We start from the raw sequence: 17,417 nt of genomic DNA, 5'->3' as shown, positions 1-17,417 counted from the left end.
CGTGGAGCCGGCCGTCAGTGGTGGGCAAAGTCATGAGCTTCTCCTTGTGATGGATCGTGTGATGGATGCGGTGTGCTCCCACCGTGCCCTTCGGTGGATGGCGGGCACATCGGGGAAATCCCTAGTCGTTGCCCACCCTTACCTGGGATTCTGCTGACATGTCGCTGATAGGCCGGGCCGCGGAACGGGCTGCGATGCAACAAGCCGTGGACGACGCGGCGCGAGGCCGCGGGCGCACGGTCATCGTGCGTGGCGAGCCCGGGATCGGGAAGACCGAACTGCTGCGGGCGACCCGCCGGTACGCCGCTGGGGCCGGACTGATGGTGCGCAGCGGCCGGGCCACCGAACTCGAACAGGACGTTCCGCTGGCCGGCCTGAGCGCCATGGGTCTCGCCCCCGCCGACGGTCAGCCGGACTGGCAGTGGGCGCAGTCGGCGGCCGATGACCTGCGCGATGCCGCCGGCGACCGGGCCGTGGCCTTGCTCGTGGACGACGCGCACTGGGCGGATCCGGCGACGGTGGACGCGCTCGCCATCCTGCTCAGTCGGCCGCCCCGGATACCGGCTGTGCTGATGATCACCGCTCGTCCCGGTCCGGTGGCCGATGCGTTGGTGCGAGTGGCGACGACGGCTCCGGCCGGCTGCCTCGTGATGGATCTCGGACCGCTGGACGAAGCGGACAGCATTCGGCTGCTGCGCGATCACGGCGTCACCGGCGACCGCCCGGATCTGGTCAGGGCCTCCGGTGGGAATCCGCTCTTCCTGCGCGAACTGGCTTCTCACGACGACGAATCGGTGCCGACGGGCATCGTCGCTGCGGTGCACCGGGAACTGGCCGGACTGTCCGCCGACGCGGTCAGGTTGGTGGAAGCGGCCGCTCTGCTCGGCGACCCCTTCGAGGTCGGGCTGGCCGCCCGGGTGGCCGGGCTGCCGGAGCAACGGACCGACGACCTGCTCGCCGAACTCACCGGGCACCGCTTCCTGCACCCCGGCGTCGATCTGGCGCAGTTCCGTTTCCGGCACCCGGTCGTCCGCTCGGCGGTGCTGGAATCGACCGACGTCTCCCGTCGGCGAACGCTGCACCGATCCGCGGCCGCGGTGCTGGCAGCCGGTGGAGCACCGGCGCCCTCGATCGCTCGTCACCTGCGCCCGGTGGCCGAGTTCGGTGACACCGCTGCCGCCCGGACGTTGATCGAGGCGGCCGAGCAGGTGCGCCACCGATCGCCGTCCGTCGCCGCCGACTGGTACACCGCCGCCCTGCGCTGCGATCCTCGCCTGGCCCCCGGGCACACCCAGCACCTGATCACCGCGCTGGTGCAGTCCGGGCGTGCCGTCGAGGCCCTGGACCGCATGGGCGACGAACTCGAGCGACTGCCGGCCGGCAACCCGGACTGGACCGACTTGACCCTGCGGGCGGCTGCCCTCGAGCGGTTGACCGGCCTGGTCACATCCAGCGAACGCCGGCTTGCCGCCGTCGACCCAACCGGACTGCCGCCGGCCGGGCGCAGCGACTGGTACGCCGCGTCCGCCGTGTCCGCGTTCCACGCCGGCCGCTTCGAGCAGGTCGCGCCACTGGTGGGCCAAGCGGTCGCGGCTCGACCGGAACAGGGCGGCGAAGGGTTGCTGGACGCGGCCCGGGAGGTTCTGCTCGCGATGACCGCACAGTTTCGCGGCGACCTGGACCAGGCGTCGAAGTCGGCGGCTGAAGCACGCCGGATCGTCGAACATGCCTCTGTGGCAGAGATTCTCGGCCACGCGGACATTTCGGCGATGGTGCCATGGACCCTCGCCCAGATCGACCGTTTCGACGACGTCCTGGTGACGGCCCGCCGCGCGGCTGGGGTGACTCGCGCCGCCGGCAACCTCTTCGCCGCAGCACCCGCTGCCCTGGCCGAAGTGCTCGGCCTGGCGCTCACCGGTCGACTGACCGAGGCTGCTGCGCTCAGCGAACAGGTGACCGTGGAGGCCAGGATCGCCCGGCTCGACCAACCGTTGCAGTGGGCGCTATGGCTGCACGCCTGGGTCCTCGCCGAGCGCGACGAATTGGCGCGGGCTACCACTCTGGCGCAGGAGGCGCATGCGATGGCCGCCCGCCTCGAGCCGTCGGTCATGACCACCAACGCCCGGTCCGTCCTCGGCTCGACCCTGATCATGGCCGGTCGCGCTGAGGAGGAGTGCCGCTGCTGGCGGCCCACGACGAGCCGGGCTGGATCTGCCGGTGGGCCCCGCGCCTGGTGCAGGGTCTGCTCGCGCTCGGCGACGACGCCGCGGCCGCCGAGCATGTCGAACGGGTGCGTGCCCTCCCTGCAGCCGACCTCCTGACGTCGGCGGCCGTCGGGCGGGACCAGGCCGAAGCGTTGCTACTGCTGGCCCGGGACGAACCGGGAGCGGCGTTGGCCGCCGCGCAGCGCGCCACCGCCGAGGCACGGGACGCCGGAATGCGATGGGAGCAGGCGCGGGGGCTGCACCTGTGCGGCCTGGCCCGGGCCGCGGACGATCCGGCCGGCGCCGCCGACACCCTGCGGGACGCCCGGACACTGGCCCGCCAATGCGGGGCATTACTGCTGGAGCGGCAGATCGGGCGCGACCTGCGCCGCCTGGTGCGGGGCACCGCGACGCTGCACTCCCGGACCGGGCCGCTCAACGGTGAGTTGACCGCTCGCGAGCGCGAGATCGCCGCCCTGGTCGCGGACGGTCTGACCAACCGGCAGATCGCGGCCCGGCTCTTCGTCAGTGAGAAGACGGTCGAGAGTCACCTGTCCAAGGCGTTCGGCAAACTCGGCGTCAACTCCCGCGCTGCGCTCGCGGCGCAGGTGGGCGCGCCCTGAGCGACTACAGCTCGATCAGCGGTTGCTGCCCCGCGCGCAGCGACGAGGTCGGCACGATGTCCTTGCCGAGCGGGACCAGCGCGATCGGCACCATCTTGAAGTTGGCGATGCCGAACGGGATCCCAATGATCGTGATGCACAGCGCGATCCCGGTGGTGATGTGCCCGAGCGCCAGCCACCACCCGGCGAAGATGATCCAGATGACGTTGCCGATGATACTTCCGGTGCCAGCACCGGGCTTGCTGACGATGGTGCGCCCGAACGGCCACAGCGCGTAGGCCCCGATCCGGAACGACGCGATACCCCAGGGGATCGTGATGATGAAGATGCACAGGATGACACCGGCAGCCAGATATCCCAAGAACATCCAGAAGCCGCACAGCACCAGCCAGATGATGTTCAGGATCGTCTTCACACCCCTATTCTCCCGCATCGACCACCCAGTTCACGAACTCCGGAGTTATGGTTCGCGCATGAGGCTGCAGCGCTGCGGGACCGCCCTGGCGGCGGCCGCCTTGGTGGGTGCCCTGGCCGCGTGCGGCGGGTCCGATGCGGGTACGCCGAGCCGCACCGCCACGAGCACCGCGCCGACCACGTCGTCCACCCCGGCGCCCACGTCGACGTCCGCCGCGGCACCGACCAGCGGCGGCACCGTGAGCAAGGCCCCTACGAAGCCGATGACGACGCCGCCGCCGGCCAACGACAGCACAGTGGCCAGCCCCACCGCGGCCCTGGAGTCGGCGGTCCGCTCCTACTCCGGCTTCTACACCGGCGGCAACGGTCCAGCGGCGTACGCGCTGTTGTCGGCGCGCTGTCAGAAGCTCTACAGCCCGTCGGTCTTCAACGCCGTCGTGAAGCAGGTGCATCAGGGTTACGGCACGACGCCGATCGCCACGCTGCGCGTCGTGGTCAACGGCGACTCGGGGTTCGCGACCTACACCTACCCCAAGAGCGGGCTGAACCAGAACCGCCAGCCGTGGGTGCTGGAGGGCGGCTCCTGGAAGAACGACGGGTGCTAGATAACCTCGTCGATCGGGGTGTCGCCGTCGTTGAATTCGATCGTGCGTCCCGCGGCCTTGTCGCCCGCCGCCACGACGGCCGCGATCACGCGAGCCACGTTGCCCCTGGATGTCTGGGTCCCCTCGGTGGCATCCGCGTCGATGCGACCGGTCGGCTCTGCCAAGGTCAACGAACTCGGTTCCAGCAGAGTCCATTTCAGGTCGGAGGCGATCAAGTGCTGGTCGGCGGCGGCTTTGGCCTCGGCGTACGCGTAGAAGGAGTTGTCCGGCGACACCCCGTGGTCGGGGCCCGCTCCGAAGTAGCTGACCATGACGTACCGCGCACCGACCCGGGAGGCGGCGTCGATCGAGCGGATCGCGGCGTCCCGGTCCACTGCGTAGGTGCGTTCGGGTGAGCCGCCGCCGGCACCCGCCGACCAGACGATCACGTCGTAGCCCTCGAAGGCCGCGGCCATTGCGTCGACGTCGGCGTGCTCGACGTCCAGCAGCAGCGGGTCCGCGCCGGTTGCGCGGACATCCTCGAACTGGTCCCGGTTGCGCACGACACTGGTGACCTCATCACCCTGGGCGACAAGGAGCGGGGCCGCCAGCAGTGCGACCTTGCCGTGCCCGCCGATGATGAGTGTGCGCATCAGTGCCCCAAGTCGATCTCGTAGTGAACGAATCCTGTATCCGTCGCCACCTTGTCATACAGCGACCGGGCGCGTGAATTGCCCACTTGGGTGAGCCAGTACACCTTCGCGGCACCCCCGTCACGGGCGGCGCGGACCACGTGCGCGATCAGCCCGGCCCCGGTGCCGTGGGCGCGGGAGTCCGGTGAGACGAACAGATCCTCCAAATAGCAGTACCCCTGGGGTGTCCAGGTCGAGGCGTGGAAGAGCCAATGCACGAAACCGATCGCCGTACCGTCGGCGTCGCGGGCCAGCACGCCGTGCAACTCCCGGTCGGCGACCAGCCGGGCGAACGTGTCGTCGGTGACCGCGTCGGGCAATTGCTCCTCATAGAACTCCAAGTAGCCCTGCCACAGCGGCTCCCACTCGGCCCGGTCGGCCGCCGTGATCGGGGTCAGCCTGGGCCCCAGAGCCTTGGTGATGACCGCAAAGTTCAGGTCCGGGCGGCTGGCAGCTGCGAGCAACTCCGGGGACATCGGGATGAGTTCGTCCGTCGTGCGGTAGCCGCGGCGGTGGTACCAGTCGATCAGCTCGGTGCGAACGTCGATGACCTGCATCCGCATCGTGTCCGCGTGCCAGGTCTGCTGAGCAAAAAGCTCAGCGGCGGTGAGAAGTTCGCGGCCGGTCCCGCTGTTCTGCCGGTCCGGGTCGACCGCGAACATCCCGAAGTACGCCGTGTGCTCGTCGAACCGCCGAAGCTCGGCGCAGGCGATCAGCCGCTCGCCGTCCTGTCCCACCAGCACCACGCTGTCGGCGCCGTCGATGATCTCCCCCACGGCGTCCGCGCCGATCCGCTCGTTGTCGAGCAGGTCGGACTCGCTGGTCCACCCCCGGCGGCCGGAGTCGCCGCGATAGGCGCTTTGGACAAGGTCAGCGATGGTGGCCGCTTCGTCGCGGCGCGCGGGACGGATCTGCATGGCGGCATCGTGTCACGACCGCCGCCGGCCTCACGACAGGGCGACCGTCTGATCCGCCCAGTCCGCCAACTCCACGTCGTTGGTCGTCATCAACACCGCGGCTCCGGCGTCGGCAGCCAGCCGGACGGCCCGCAGCACCAGGCCGCGACTGGCGCGGTCCAGGGCACTCGTGGGTTCGTCGAGCAGCAGGGTCTTCGGTCGCGCGGCCAGCGCCGGGCCACTGCGAGTCGCTGCCGCTGACCGCCGGAGAGTTCGTCGGGCATGTTGCGATCGACCCCGTCGAGACCGAGAGCGACCAGCAGCTCCTGACCGGTGGTCTCCGCCTCGGACGCCGGGACACCGCGGATCAATCCCTGCAGCACCAACTGCTCCAAGGCGGTGAGGCTGCTGGGCAACAGGTAGCTCTGGGTCACCACGGCGATCGGTTCGTCGACCGCGACGGTGCCGGAGTCCGGCTTGACCACTGCCCGGCACACGTCGATGAGGGTGGACTTGCCGCTGCCGGCGTGGCCGGTGACCAGAGCAATCGTCCGGTCGGGGACCTGCAGGCTCAACTCCCGAAGAGCAGGGGTATCGCCGAAATGCACTGTGGCCGAGTCGATCCGGATCATCGCAGCTCCTCCACCCTGGTCAGGATGATGGCTCCGTTGGCCGGATCACGCTCGATCCGCAACCGGGTGCCGGGCGGGAAGTCGCCGTCGAACTCCGCGCCCAGGACAACGGTGCCGCCCTCCCCGACGAGGATCTCGGTGGTTTCGAAGCTCGTGCTGTCGTTGCCGACGCGGCCGTCTCGGATGGTCACGATGCGCCCGCCCAGCCCGACGGCCACGTCGACGTCGTGCGTGACCGCCACGATCGTCGTACCCCGCTCCTGGTTGACGGTCCGCAGCGCCTCGGTGATGCGGCGCGCTTCGTCGCCGGTCAGGCTCGAGGTGGGTTCGTCGGCCAGGAGCAGTTGTGGATCGGGCGCGACGCTGGAGGCCAGGGCGGTCAACTGCCGCACCGTCGGAGACACGGCGTCGATCGGTGAGTTCCAGTCCTCCTCCGGTACGCCGACCATCTCCAACGCGTCCGCCGGGCGGATCGCGGTGCGCAGCCGCGGCGGCGCGGTCAGGGCGACGTTCTCGCGAACGGTCAGGTAGGGCAACAGATTCCGGTCGATGTCCTGCACCATGACCGCGACCTTGTCGCCCCGCAGTGCGTCGACCTGTTCGGTGCTGGCGCGGGCCAGGTCGAGGTCGCCCAACAGGACCCGGCCGGCGCTGGGCGGGACCAGCCCGGACAGGACACTCAGCAGCGTGGACTTGCCGGCACCCGAGGGCCCGACGAGCGCGACGACCGATCCGCTCGGGACCGACAGGCTGACGCCGGACAGCGCTGCCACGTCCTGCCCGTCGACGGTGTAGATCTGCACCAGGCGGTCCACCTGGACGGCCATACCCTGCCGCGGTTCGAAGTCGGTCATCGTGCACCTCCAGCCGCTCGCAGGGCCGTCGACTCACCAGCACCGCGATCGCCGCCAGCACCACGAAGAGGACAACGACCGCACCGACACCGGCCGACCAGGCGAATCCCGTTCTGGTGACGGGATAGTCAGGCGGGGTTGACCACCAGGGCAAGGAGTCGCCCACGATCGACGCACCGACGGGGGCGGCAATGAGCCCGAGCACCGCGGCCACGATCGCCACCAGCAGGAACTCCATCGTGGTCGCCCGGGAGACCATCCGTCGCGGCACGCCGGCCGCAGCCAGCGAGCGTACGTCGACCGCCCGTTGCCGCCGGGTCGCCGTGACCATCGTGGCGAGGGAGAGCAGCGCCACCAGGACGGCCGCCGCGCCCAGCAACAGGCTCAGGTGCATCGACCACGCGGTGGCCGTCGCGTCGTACTCCGCCCGCTGCTTCTCGATGCTGTTGACGTTGATGAGGTCGAACCCGGCGGCGCTCAGGTTGTCCTTCAACCGTTGCAGCAGAGCCGGATCGGTCGAGTCGGACCAGACACTCTCCAGCACCTGGTCGGTCCGCGAACCGCCCGCCAACATGGTCTTCAGGTCCACCACCACTGCCTGCAACGGCACCCCGGGTATGTAGGGGGTGGTGGCCACCACGTTGACCTGGTCGTCGCGGTCCGCCATGCCCGGTGCCGTCAGCTGACCACCGGTTCTCGTGGTCACGGTCTCCGAGGTGATGGCTGACAGCGCACCCGGGGAACCCGGCTGCTTCAGGGCGTCCCACGGCACGCTCGACGACACACCGTCGGTGGCGGCGATGTGGGACACGTCCGACGGGATCACACCGACCGTGGCCAACGCATTGTCCGACGCAGCGCTGATCTCGATGACCGGCGTGAGATGGGTGTGCCCCGGGTCGGTCTTGTCGACCGCCTTGAGCAGCGCCGACGGGTCGACCGCTCCGGTCACGCTCGAACTCGCCCCCACCACCACCGCAGCACCGATGTCGGCGGTCGCCCGGGCCTGCCGGTTCTCATCGCCCCGCATCAGCAGGCTCGCGCTGAAACTGACCAGCGTCGTGGCGATGATCAGCGTCGTGAGCACCGGGACCGCACCGGGCCGGCGGATCGTCTGGGCCAGCCCGAGCGCGCCGGTGGCGCGGCCCGCACTGAACAAGCGGCGTACGAGCCACGCACCCACCACACCGAGCCCGGCGGCGAGCAATGCGGCCAGCACGATGGCCGCGAGCGTCGGGACGAGCAGGCTCGGTGCGCCGGTGAGGTTGCCGGTCGCCGCGAGGACCACGCCCGCGAAGGCCAACGCGCCCGCGACGATCAAAGCCACCGGTACGCCGCGGACCCGGCGCGGAGCAGCCCGCATCAGGTCGATGATCGGTGTGCGCGTCATCCGGGACCAGATCAACACGAAGAGGACGATGGTCGCCAGGAGCGCGAGCACGGCCCAGATCAGCGCCCACCAGTTCCAGCTCGGCACCGTGTCAGTGGGCAGGATGAACCGCCCGATGGCCGCATCGGCCAGATAGGCGATCAGCAGACCGAGCGGCAGACCCAGCAAGACGGCGCCGGCGAACTCGCCGACGGCAAAGCGCGTGAGACTGCGCCGGTCGTGACCGCGCATCTTCAGGACGGCCGCATCGGACCGGCGCAGGTTCGTCAGGAGACTGAACACCTGGTAGGCGAGGATCAGCACCAGGATCAGCAGCTGCACGAAGAGCAACGGGACCAGTTGTTTGACCTGATCGAGGTCGATCGCGATGTCCTGCTGGATCTGGGTGAGGGGTTCGGTGACCGTCACGCCATCCGGCATCCCGCTGCTGGTCTTGGCCGAGCCGGCAACCGCCGTGCTGAGCGTGTTCGCGGTGATCGCGTCGTTCTTCAGCGGGAAACGCACGGACAGGTTCGGTGAGAACCAGCCCTGGCCCTGCGCGAAGGTCGCCGGAGCCGTCAGCCACACCTGGTTCGGTGCGGTCCGCGCCGGGTTGGGCGGGGCGTACCGTGCGGGGTTGACGCCGCCCCAGTACGACGACGAATTCGCCGTGAACGACCCGACCACGGTCAAGGTCTTCTGCGGCAGCTGCTCGGGTAGCGCCGAGCCGTTGATCTGGGCGACGTGGACCTGAGCGCCGATCTTCAGACCGGAGATCTTCTGCGCCGTCAGCGCTGCGTCGGAGACCAGGATCTCGTTGGCGGCGGACGGGCATCGGCCGGCGGTGATCGTGATCTGCTGGCACTGCCCGTTCGTGTTCTGCACGAGGACCAGCACGTTCTGGTCGGCCCAGGTCCCGGTGACCTGGGTGGTCTCCACGGGTGGCTGGGTGACCGCGCGCAGCCGCGGATCGACGTACGACGCCATCTGTTGGTAGTCGTGGCCGTATCGCTGGGGGCGTCCACTTCCACCTGGCTGCTGACTGGTGGCAGTTGGTCGACGCGGTAATCCACCAGCGCCGAGGAGAACGAGCGCTCCACCAGCGGGATCAACGCGACGGTCGCCACGATCAGCGCGACGACCACGCTCACCACAACGTGCTGCCCGCGCCGGCTGTTGCGGGCGCGGGCAACGAGTGAGGTCACCGCACCACCCTGCCAGGAACGGCCCCCATAGGGATCGGATGAACCCTTACGATTCGGTCACGCTCACCCGCCGGCGATCAGCCCGATCTCCGTACCGTCCTCACGCAGTTCGACGGTTTCATCCGCGGTGACCGTCGAGCGGCGCGGGATCAGCAGCGTCACCGCTGCCCCCGCCAACGCTGCGGCAGCACCGACGATGAAGCACAGCTGGAACGCGCTCTTGGCCGGAATCTCCACTGCCCCACCGAATTTGACCGTGTCACTGGTCAGGATGGCGGCCATGACGGCTCCGGCGATCGTCGTACCCACCGAGCGCATCAGCGCGTTGACGCCCACCCCGGAGCCGGCTTCGGAGGGCGGCACGTTGTCCATGATCAGGGTCGGCATCGCGGCGTAGCCGATACCGACACCGGCACACACGACGCACGAGGCGACCATCAGCTGCCAGGGGGCGCCCATCAGGGCCAGCGCCACGACGTACCCCACACCGATGATCAACGCGCCCAGCGCCAGGGTGATCCGGGCGCCGGACCGGGTGATGAGGGCCGACGAGACCGGCGCGAACGCCATCATCATCAGACCGCCGGGCGCCATCCAAAGACCCGCGTGCAGGATCGATTGGCCCAGCCCGTAACCGGTTTCGGTGGGCATCTCCAGAAGTTGGGGTACGACGATCGACTGGGCCATCATGCCGAAGCCGATGAGCACGGCCGCCAGGTTGGTGAAGAGCACCGGCCGACGGGCGGTGGTGCGCAGGTCGATCAACGGGTCGTGGTGGCGCAGTTCGTACCAACCCCAGGCGACCAGCACCACCAGCCCGCCGACGATCGCGCCGACGGTGGACGTGGCGTTCCAGCCCCACTCCGAACCCTTGGAGACACCGACCAGGACCGCGATCAGACCGACCGCCAGCCCGATGATCCCGACGACGTCCAGGTGTGCCGGGTGGGCGTCATGGACGTTGGGTACGACGATCGCGGTGGCCACGAGGATGAGTGCGGCCAGGACGGTGGACAGCCAGAAGAGCCCGTGCCAGGAGTAGTCCTGAGCGATCCAGGCCGACAGCGGCAGCCCGAGGGCACCGCCGACTCCCAGCGTGGCGCTGACCGCCGCGACCGCACCGGCGCGGCGCTCGGGCGGTGCAATCTCACGCACCATGCTGATCGCGACCGGGATGTACCCCATCGCGATGCCCTGCAGCGCCCGCCCGACCAGGAACGGCGCCAACGTGCTGGACATCGCCGCGAGGGCGGAGCCCACGAGCAGGATGCCGGCCGAGACGACCATCACCGGCTTCTTGCCGAACATGTCCGCCAGGCGCCCGGTGACCGGCATTGTCACGGCGGCCGCGAGCAACGTCGCGGTGATGGCCCACGAGGCGCTCCCGGCGTCGGTGGACAACAGGTGCGGCAGTTCGCTCTGGATCGGGATGACCAGGGACTGCATCAATGCTCCGCACAGACTGCCGAGGCATAGGACGACGATGACCGCGAGGGCTGGGAAGCGTGCGGAGCGGGAGGAAGGCATCGGATCTCCGGGTTTGTGTAACGTACACATCAGGGCAACTTGTGTAGGTTACACACCTATGGAGCGAACCCCCAAACCGGCGCCCCTCCCCCAGGATCGCGAGGTCGCCTCGCTGCTGAGTTCACTGCAGCGCGTCCGCCGGGTGACCGAGCAACACGCGTCGCTCAACGCCGCCGACGGGCGGCTGATGTGGCTGTTCAGTGACCGCCAGCCACGGACCCTGCGGCAGATCGCCGAGAGCCTTGATCTGGAGCAGTCGACCGTCAACCGACAGGTGAACGCCGCCCTGGCCGCCGGGTTGCTGACCCGCAACCGTCAATCCGGCCGTGCGGCATGGCTTTTCGAGGCGACCGACTCCGGGCTCGAGAGGTTCGAACGCGACTTGTCGGTGCACCTGGGCCTGCTCGACCAGGCATTGGGCAACCTACCGGGCGAGGAGCGGGAGCGCTTCCTGGAGTTGCTCAGCGCCTTCGTCGACGGCTACGGCGATGCCGTGCGACGTCAGACCTGGTCGCGCCTGGGCAACGGGTAGCTGCATCGGCGCAATTTTGCACTACTGCAACTTTGCGTTAGTGTAGCTATATGTCCACTTCCAAGACGCCCGGTCTTCGCGACCGCAAGCGCACCGAAACGGCGGCCCGGATCCACGCGGCCGCCCTTTCGCTGGTCCTGTCGGGCGGTCTGGACGCGGCCACGATCGAAGCGATCAGCGAGAAGGCCGATGTGTCCCCGCGGACCTTCTTCAACTACTACGAGGGCAAGGACGCCGCGATCCTCGGCATCCAGCCGGACACGTCCGACGACGCCGTCTTCGAGGACGTGCTGGCCGACGCCGAGGCAGGGTCGGGCGAACCGTTGGCTCTGGTGATCCGCCTGGTGCTGGCCACCATGGGCACCAGCACTCACGTGCACAGCCCGGCCCGTCAGGCCGACCGGATGGCCGTCATGGGACGCCACCCCGAGCTCATCACCGGCCAGTTCGCGCAACTGGCCGCCCGGCGTACCCGCACCGTCGAGTACGCCGCGCGCATCCTGGCCGCGCACCCCGCCTGGGCTGCCGATCCCGAAAGCGCCCCGTCGACTCCGCTGGTCATCGCCCTGTGCGGTGCAGCGGTCAAATCCGCGATCGAGGACTGGGCGGCAACGACGCCGGGCCAGCCGCTCGACGAAAACCACCTCGAGGAGCGCGCTCTCGCGCTCGTCCATCACACGATCAGGAGCCTTTCATGACCTCTGTTGCTCTTGACGAGGCCGAATCGGGGACCGCGAAGAATCGCGGCGTCCTCTTCGTCTTCGCCGGTCTGATGATCGCGATGCTGTTGGCGTCGCTCGACCAGACCATCTTCAGCACCGCGCTGCCGACCATCGTCGGTGAGCTCAACGGTGTGGACCACATGCTGTGGGTGACCACGGCCTACATCCTGGCCTCGACGATCATGATGCCGGTCTACGGCAAGCTCGGTGATCTGATCGGCCGCAAGAACATCTTCATCGCCGCGATCACCCTCTTCATGGCCGGTTCGGTCATCGGCGGACTGGCCGGCACGATGACGTGGCTGATCATCGGCCGCGCCGTGCAGGGCCTCGGCGGCGGCGGTCTGATGATCCTGGCGCTGGCGATCATTGCCGACGTGGTGCCCGCCCGCCAACGTGGGCGCTACATGGGCATCATGGGCGGCGTCTTCGCATTCGCCTCCGTCGCCGGTCCGCTGCTCGGCGGCTACTTCACCGAAGGTCCTGGCTGGCGCTGGGCGTTCTGGATGAACATCCCCCTCGGCATCCTGGCCATCGCTGCCGCGGTCTTCTTCCTGCACCCGCACACGGCCACGGCCGACCGCCCGAAGCTGGACGTCGCCGGAACCGCTCTGCTCGCCCTGGCCTCCGCTTCACTGGTCCTCACCTCGGTATGGGGCGGCACGACGTACGCCTGGGACTCGGCTCAGATCATCGGCCTGATCGCCGTAACTCTCGCTGCCGCAATTGGATTCGTTGTGGTGGAGCGGCGCGCCGATGAGCCGGTGATGCCGTTGCACCTGTTCCGCGAGCGCAACTTCGTCCTCACCACCGTCGCCGGCCTGTTCATCGGTATCGCGATGTTCGGCGCCATGGCCTATCTGCCGACCTACCTGCAGATGGTGACCGGGTCCAGCGCCACCAAGGCGGGATTGCTGATGATCCCGATGATGGCCGGCGTCCTGATCACGTCGACCGTGGTCGGTCAGGTCGTCAGCCGCACGGGCCGTTACAAGGTCTACCCGATCGTCGGTGCCGTCGTCGTCGGCGTCGCGCTGTGGCTGATGTCCACGATGAGCGCGGACACCTCGATCGTCGTGATCTGCAGCTACCTGGCGGTCATGGGCATCGGGCTGGGTCTGTCGATGCAGATCCTGGTGCTCATCGTGCAGAACACCTTTTCCGCCCGCGAGGTCGGCACCGCCACGGCGTCGAACAACTACTTCCGTCAGATCGGCGCGTCCCTCGGATCAGCCATCGTCGGAACGGTTTTCGCCAACCGGCTCGCTGACTTGCTGTCCGGTCTGTCCACCAGCGGCAGCGGTACGGCCGCCAACTCGCTGACCCCGGATCTGGTCAAGACCCTGCCGGCATCCGTGCAGCACGTGATCGTGTCGGCCTACAGCGACGCGCTGACCCCGGTGTTCTTCTACCTGGTGCCGCTGATGGTGCTGGCCGCAGCACTGCTCGGCTTCGTCCACGAGAAGCCGCTGGCCACCACGATCGAGCACGAAGCCGCCGAACCGCTGGAGGTTGCGGCCGCGATGGCCGACTAACCAGACAACACGTCCGTGAAGTGCTCGACCGTGGGGAACGGATCGTAGAAACGGTGCAGCAGGTCCTTCCACTGCTGATACTCCGGTGATCGACGAAAGCCCTCGGTGTGCGCCTCGACGCTCTCCCACTGCACGAGCAACACGTAGTGGGAGGGCGTTTCCAGGCTCCGGGCCAATCGCAACGAGGTGAATCCCGGCTGGCGGCTGATCAGCGGACGCGCCTGCGCGAAGGCCGCCTCGAACGCCTCCTCCTGGCCGGGACGGACGGGCAGGAGGGCGTGCTCAAGGGTCGCCCCGGGCGTCGCGTGCGCGTTCATGACGCCATTGTCGGTCAATCGAGGTGGCGGGCCTGAAAGGAGGCCTGCTTGGCCCGGTTGCCGCACACCGCCATCTGGCACCATCGCCGCCGGCCGCTGGCGTTGACGAAGAGCCAGCCGCAATGCCGGCCGGGGCACGCCACGACCCGGTCCGCCTCACCGCCGGTCAGCAGGTCTCCGCTGGCAATCAGCAGCGCATCGAGCGCGTCGGCCAGTCGCTCCGGTCGTTCGAGTCGCCACACCGCTAACGATCCAGCCAGGTCGAGTACCTGACGACTGCGCGCAACCTGTACCGCGTCGGCGACCCGTGCCATGGCTCGTCTCGAGGCGGCTCCGGTAAAGAGTGCGTACAGATCCGCCCGGATCGCGACCGCCCGTCCGACTTCTTTCGCAGCGTCCTCGGGGTGGCGCCGCGCCCTTCGTCGGAGCCCATCCACCTGATCCCGATTGATGAGATCGGTGCGACCGGCGATCAGCGCAAGTTGGTCGTAACCACGGAGGTATTCGCCCTCCCATCCCGCCGATTCGCGCCATCCCGCGCGGGTGTTGCACAGTTCGAGTCCGGGGTGCCCACTGATCTGCTTGGGCAGCCATACGCCATCCTCTCGGACGGCCCAGGCGGTTGACATACCCCCAACCTAACCGGTTGGTTCGAATAACCAGTTAGAGCTACCAAGTGGTTAGGACAGCTCATGATCGGCGTCACCCTCCTCACGGCTGCAGCGGCCGCCTCCGCCATCGTCGCGCCGGCACCTTCCTCCACGACGACCGGGTGGCACCCGGTCTCGGAGGTCTGGACACCGGTGACCCAGCCGGCGGTCACCTACCCGGCAGCGAAGTACTGCGGCACGTTCGACCTGTCGGCCACCCCCGTCCGGCAGGGCATCGAGGCGAAGGTCTTGTCGCGCTGGGACAACGGCACTCCCCGGCAGACGGTCTTCGCCGGCCCGCTGATCGAGAAGTTGACCAACACCGCCAGTGGTGCCAGCACGACCATCGACGTCGGTGGCACCGCGGTCGAGACCGACCGCGCGGACGGCACCATCGAGCACTATCTGATGCTGGGCCCGGTGGGTGTCGGCATGCCCATCGGGACCTCCCGTGGCTTGAGGCCCGGGGTCTACCGGGTCAATGGCGTGCACGAACTCGATTTCGGCACTGACGGCACGCGCACCATGAGCTTGACGGTGGGCTCGGAAGTCAACGAGTGCACTGCGTTGCGGTAGTTAGGTCATCTGGCTGAAGGGGCTGCGGGATCGCGATGTGCGACGAAACCACCACAACTCCCGACCTCACCCACCCCCGCCACCACGATTCGCGACGAAACCACCACGAATCCTCAGCGCGCAGCGGCCACAGCGTTCGATCACGCGGCGGGAGTGCCGTGGAACGCCGCAACCGCGGTATCGAGATCGTCATACACGTACTGCGGTGTGATCAGCTCGGTCATCCCGTAGTTGCCGAGCGTGTGCAGCAGATCGGTGTCCGGCCGGGCGAGCACCAGGTGGATGCTGCGAGCGTGAAGGTAGTCGATCATGCTCACCAGGTTCAGGCCGGCCGAGGAGTCGATGTCCGGGATGCCGGCGCAGTCCAGGATCACCCATCTGACCGGGTCCGGCGCCGTGTCGACGAGCGCCTCAACCCGATCCACGAAGCGACTGGCGTTGGCGAAAAACAGTTCTGCATCGAAGCGCACCACGAGCAGGCCGGGTTCACTCTGCTTCCCCGGTGCGGCGACGTCGTAGTCATAACCCCCGTCGGCCCGGATGCCGAGGACGTAGGTGGGAGCGCGGTACTCGCGTTGGATCACCTCGGCCAGCGACAGCACCAGCGCGAGCACGATCCCGGCGCCGACGCCGACGACGCAGACCGTGACTGCGGTGGCCACCGCGACCGCGAATTCGATCCGGCGCCGGTGGTAGATCCGGCGCAGCCCGGGCAGGTCGACCAGCTGCACCCCGATCACCACGACGATCCCGGCGAGTACGGCGTGCGGCAGGTTGCGTAACAAGCCGGTGAGGAAGAGCAGGACCAGCAGGGTGACGGCCGCGACCACGAGATTGGCCACCTGCGTGCGACCGTGCTGTTCGTCGAGCACCTTGGTCTTGGTGGGCGATCCGTTCACGACGAACGTCCCACTGAAACCGGCGCCCAGGTTCGCGACCGCAAGACCGATCAAGTCCCGGTTCACGTCCGGCCTGTCGCCGTGCTTCATCGCGAAGCTACGGGACGTCGCGGCACTCTGCGCGATGACGATGGTGAAACACGTGAGAGCAGTGCTCGCGATTGCGGTGACGTCACCGAACCGGATACCGCCCGGGAGCCCCAGGTGCGGGAGGCCGCCCTGGACCGCACCGACGACGCCTACGCCGTGCTGTGCCGCATGCGTCAGCGTTGCCGTCACGATCGCCACCGCGACGACGATGATCGAGGCCGGCAGCTTCGGGGCAAGCCAACGCAACATCATGATCAACGCGACCGTGCCCAGGCCGAAACCCACGGTGGCCCATGACACTGCGTCCCAAGACGTCAGCCAATGCCATTGCTGCTGAATCCAGTTGCCGTCACCCTTGGTCACGCCGAGCACGGTGGGAATCTGCGACGTGGCGACCTGGACGCCCACACCGGTGAGAAAACCCACGAGCACGGACGCCGAGAGGAAGTCTCCGATGAACCCGAGACGCAGCAGCCGGGCCAGGATCAGCAGGCCGCCGCACAGCAACGCGGTCGCCGAGCACAGCGCCACCCAACGAGGCGAGTCAGGTTGGACCGCGAGACCGGCACCGGCCAGACCGGAAGCCAGGATTGCCGCCGTTGCCGAATCGCCACTGACCACCAGCAGTTTCGAGGCGCCAAAGAGCGCGAACGCCACCAGCGGCAGAAGCAGCGTGTAGAGCCCGGTGACCACCGGGGTCCGTGAGATCGAGGTGTATCCCATGACCTCGGGGATGGCGATCGCCGCCAGAGTGAGCCCGGCGAGTACGTCCGCACCGAGCCATCCGCGTTGATAGCCCCGCAGTGAGCGGGGAACCAGCGTGGCTGCCAGCCGATCCGTCACCGGTCGAGTATCCCAGCGATCTTTACCGGATCCTGACAATCCGCTCGCATCCCCTGAATCTGGGCGTCGCAGTGTGGAACGGAGCTCGCGGGTACGCCGCTGGCCGTGCTCTCAGAAAGGGTCAGAATCATGAGGAAACAGACCGTCATCGCCACTGGTGCGCTGGCGACCGTCGCAATGATCGGCGGCGGCGCCACCGCGTACGCCGCGACCGGATCGCCGACCCCCTCCACCTCTGCCTCGCCCACCAGCT

Annotated in this window: 17 protein-coding genes and 1 pseudogene; 7 read left to right on the top strand and 11 right to left on the bottom strand. The window is 68.5% G+C overall.

Going from position 1 to position 17,417, the window contains the following annotated elements; translation table 11 throughout:
• Positions 1-158 precede the first annotated feature (158 nt).
• Positions 159-2,321, top strand: coding sequence for an ATP-binding protein (locus ACFQBT_RS19235; RefSeq protein WP_377825232.1), 2,163 nt, complete (start codon positions 159-161; stop codon positions 2,319-2,321).
• Positions 2,291-2,827 carry a helix-turn-helix transcriptional regulator gene (locus tag ACFQBT_RS19230; RefSeq protein WP_377825230.1) on the top strand — a complete coding sequence of 179 codons (537 nt, stop codon included), beginning with the start codon at positions 2,291-2,293 and terminating at the stop codon, positions 2,825-2,827. The genes ACFQBT_RS19235 and ACFQBT_RS19230 overlap by 31 nt, the downstream gene beginning before the upstream one ends.
• Before the next feature lie 4 nt (positions 2,828-2,831).
• On the opposite strand, the gene ACFQBT_RS19225 is transcribed toward ACFQBT_RS19230, so the two are convergent.
• Complete coding sequence (locus ACFQBT_RS19225; RefSeq protein WP_377825228.1) at positions 2,832-3,242, bottom strand: YccF domain-containing protein; 411 nt, start codon at positions 3,240-3,242, stop codon at positions 2,832-2,834.
• 58 nt (positions 3,243-3,300) lie between these two features.
• Here ACFQBT_RS19225 and ACFQBT_RS19220 point away from each other — a divergent pair, with 58 nt between their 5' ends.
• Positions 3,301-3,846 (top strand): hypothetical protein, encoded by a 546-nt coding sequence (locus ACFQBT_RS19220; protein WP_377825226.1) that lies wholly within the window; start codon positions 3,301-3,303, stop codon positions 3,844-3,846.
• Here the strand turns inward: ACFQBT_RS19220 and ACFQBT_RS19215 are convergent.
• The 6 genes and pseudogenes from ACFQBT_RS19215 to ACFQBT_RS19190 form a co-directional block, all read right to left on the bottom strand.
• Positions 3,843-4,481: an NAD(P)H-binding protein gene (locus ACFQBT_RS19215; protein WP_377825567.1), complete on the bottom strand. Its 639-nt coding sequence runs from the start codon at positions 4,479-4,481 to the stop codon at positions 3,843-3,845. The two genes, ACFQBT_RS19220 and ACFQBT_RS19215, sit on opposite strands and share 4 nt — an antisense overlap.
• Positions 4,478-5,434 carry a GNAT family N-acetyltransferase gene (locus ACFQBT_RS19210; protein ID WP_377825224.1) on the bottom strand — a complete coding sequence of 319 codons (957 nt, stop codon included), beginning with the start codon at positions 5,432-5,434 and terminating at the stop codon, positions 4,478-4,480. Before ACFQBT_RS19210 ends, ACFQBT_RS19215 begins: the two co-directional genes overlap by 4 nt.
• A gap of 89 nt (positions 5,435-5,523) precedes the next feature.
• The gene (locus ACFQBT_RS19205) at positions 5,524-6,045 is read right to left on the bottom strand and encodes an ATP-binding cassette domain-containing protein (protein ID WP_377825222.1); all 522 of its coding nucleotides are present in this window, start codon (positions 6,043-6,045) and stop codon (positions 5,524-5,526) included.
• A complete protein-coding gene (locus tag ACFQBT_RS19200; RefSeq protein WP_377825565.1) occupies positions 6,042-6,872 on the bottom strand; it encodes an ABC transporter ATP-binding protein in 831 nt (276 codons plus the stop codon). The genes ACFQBT_RS19205 and ACFQBT_RS19200 overlap by 4 nt, the downstream gene beginning before the upstream one ends.
• A gap of 70 nt (positions 6,873-6,942) precedes the next feature.
• Positions 6,943-8,709 (bottom strand): annotated as a pseudogene (locus tag ACFQBT_RS19195) (FtsX-like permease family protein); the annotation flags it as partial.
• Positions 8,710-9,536: 827 nt separating this feature from the next.
• The gene (locus ACFQBT_RS19190) at positions 9,537-11,000 is read right to left on the bottom strand and encodes an MFS transporter (protein ID WP_377825220.1); all 1,464 of its coding nucleotides are present in this window, start codon (positions 10,998-11,000) and stop codon (positions 9,537-9,539) included.
• A 58-nt stretch (positions 11,001-11,058) separates the two neighbouring features.
• On the opposite strand from ACFQBT_RS19190, the gene ACFQBT_RS19185 reads away from it, so the two are divergent.
• The 3 genes from ACFQBT_RS19185 to ACFQBT_RS19175 are packed head-to-tail and all read left to right on the top strand — an operon-like array spanning position 11,059 to position 13,789.
• Positions 11,059-11,532 carry a MarR family winged helix-turn-helix transcriptional regulator gene (locus tag ACFQBT_RS19185; protein WP_377825218.1) on the top strand — a complete coding sequence of 158 codons (474 nt, stop codon included), beginning with the start codon at positions 11,059-11,061 and terminating at the stop codon, positions 11,530-11,532.
• A 50-nt stretch (positions 11,533-11,582) separates the two neighbouring features.
• Positions 11,583-12,230 carry a TetR/AcrR family transcriptional regulator gene (locus tag ACFQBT_RS19180; protein ID WP_377825216.1) on the top strand — a complete coding sequence of 216 codons (648 nt, stop codon included), beginning with the start codon at positions 11,583-11,585 and terminating at the stop codon, positions 12,228-12,230.
• The gene (locus ACFQBT_RS19175; RefSeq protein WP_377825214.1) at positions 12,227-13,789 is read left to right on the top strand and encodes an MDR family MFS transporter; all 1,563 of its coding nucleotides are present in this window, start codon (positions 12,227-12,229) and stop codon (positions 13,787-13,789) included. The genes ACFQBT_RS19180 and ACFQBT_RS19175 overlap by 4 nt, the downstream gene beginning before the upstream one ends.
• Here the strand turns inward: ACFQBT_RS19175 and ACFQBT_RS19170 are convergent.
• Positions 13,786-14,106, bottom strand: coding sequence for an antibiotic biosynthesis monooxygenase family protein (locus ACFQBT_RS19170; RefSeq protein WP_377825211.1), 321 nt, complete (start codon positions 14,104-14,106; stop codon positions 13,786-13,788). The two genes, ACFQBT_RS19175 and ACFQBT_RS19170, sit on opposite strands and share 4 nt — an antisense overlap.
• A gap of 14 nt (positions 14,107-14,120) precedes the next feature.
• Positions 14,121-14,735, bottom strand: a complete 615-nt coding sequence (locus tag ACFQBT_RS19165) for a CGNR zinc finger domain-containing protein (RefSeq protein WP_377825210.1) — start codon at positions 14,733-14,735, stop codon at positions 14,121-14,123.
• 63 nt (positions 14,736-14,798) lie between these two features.
• On the opposite strand from ACFQBT_RS19165, the gene ACFQBT_RS19160 reads away from it, so the two are divergent.
• Positions 14,799-15,332, top strand: a complete 534-nt coding sequence (locus tag ACFQBT_RS19160) for a hypothetical protein (protein WP_377825208.1) — start codon at positions 14,799-14,801, stop codon at positions 15,330-15,332.
• Between the two features lie 140 nt (positions 15,333-15,472).
• Here ACFQBT_RS19160 and ACFQBT_RS19155 read toward each other — a convergent pair whose 3' ends face one another.
• The gene (locus ACFQBT_RS19155; RefSeq protein WP_377825206.1) at positions 15,473-17,164 is read right to left on the bottom strand and encodes a SulP family inorganic anion transporter; all 1,692 of its coding nucleotides are present in this window, start codon (positions 17,162-17,164) and stop codon (positions 15,473-15,475) included.
• A complete protein-coding gene (locus tag ACFQBT_RS19150; RefSeq protein WP_377825204.1) occupies positions 17,161-17,412 on the bottom strand; it encodes a hypothetical protein in 252 nt (83 codons plus the stop codon). Before ACFQBT_RS19150 ends, ACFQBT_RS19155 begins: the two co-directional genes overlap by 4 nt.
• Positions 17,413-17,417: the final 5 nt, after the last annotated feature.

Source organism: Branchiibius cervicis (assembly GCF_042661605.1).
Classification (GTDB): Bacteria; Actinomycetota; Actinomycetes; order Actinomycetales; family Dermatophilaceae; genus Branchiibius; species Branchiibius cervicis.
The sequence above is the reverse complement of the archived record's forward strand: the minus strand, read 5'-3'. Positions and strand labels throughout refer to the sequence as shown.

Bases quoted from the DNA above. Each gene is read 5' to 3' on its own strand.
- ACFQBT_RS19235 (WP_377825232.1), top strand. From the start codon at position 159: ATGTCGCTGATAGGCCGGGCCGCGGAACGGGCTGCGATGCAACAAGCC.
- ACFQBT_RS19170 (WP_377825211.1), bottom strand. From the start codon at position 14,106: ATGAACGCGCACGCGACGCCCGGGGCGACCCTTGAGCACGCCCTCCTG.
- ACFQBT_RS19165 (WP_377825210.1), bottom strand. From the start codon at position 14,735: ATGTCAACCGCCTGGGCCGTCCGAGAGGATGGCGTATGGCTGCCCAAG.
- ACFQBT_RS19185 (WP_377825218.1), top strand. From the start codon at position 11,059: ATGGAGCGAACCCCCAAACCGGCGCCCCTCCCCCAGGATCGCGAGGTC.
- ACFQBT_RS19210 (WP_377825224.1), bottom strand. From the start codon at position 5,434: ATGCAGATCCGTCCCGCGCGCCGCGACGAAGCGGCCACCATCGCTGAC.
- ACFQBT_RS19220 (WP_377825226.1), top strand. From the start codon at position 3,301: ATGAGGCTGCAGCGCTGCGGGACCGCCCTGGCGGCGGCCGCCTTGGTG.
- ACFQBT_RS19190 (WP_377825220.1), bottom strand. From the start codon at position 11,000: ATGCCTTCCTCCCGCTCCGCACGCTTCCCAGCCCTCGCGGTCATCGTC.
- ACFQBT_RS19160 (WP_377825208.1), top strand. From the start codon at position 14,799: ATGATCGGCGTCACCCTCCTCACGGCTGCAGCGGCCGCCTCCGCCATC.
- ACFQBT_RS19200 (WP_377825565.1), bottom strand. From the start codon at position 6,872: ATGGCCGTCCAGGTGGACCGCCTGGTGCAGATCTACACCGTCGACGGG.
- ACFQBT_RS19175 (WP_377825214.1), top strand. From the start codon at position 12,227: ATGACCTCTGTTGCTCTTGACGAGGCCGAATCGGGGACCGCGAAGAAT.
- ACFQBT_RS19180 (WP_377825216.1), top strand. From the start codon at position 11,583: ATGTCCACTTCCAAGACGCCCGGTCTTCGCGACCGCAAGCGCACCGAA.
- ACFQBT_RS19205 (WP_377825222.1), bottom strand. From the start codon at position 6,045: ATGATCCGGATCGACTCGGCCACAGTGCATTTCGGCGATACCCCTGCT.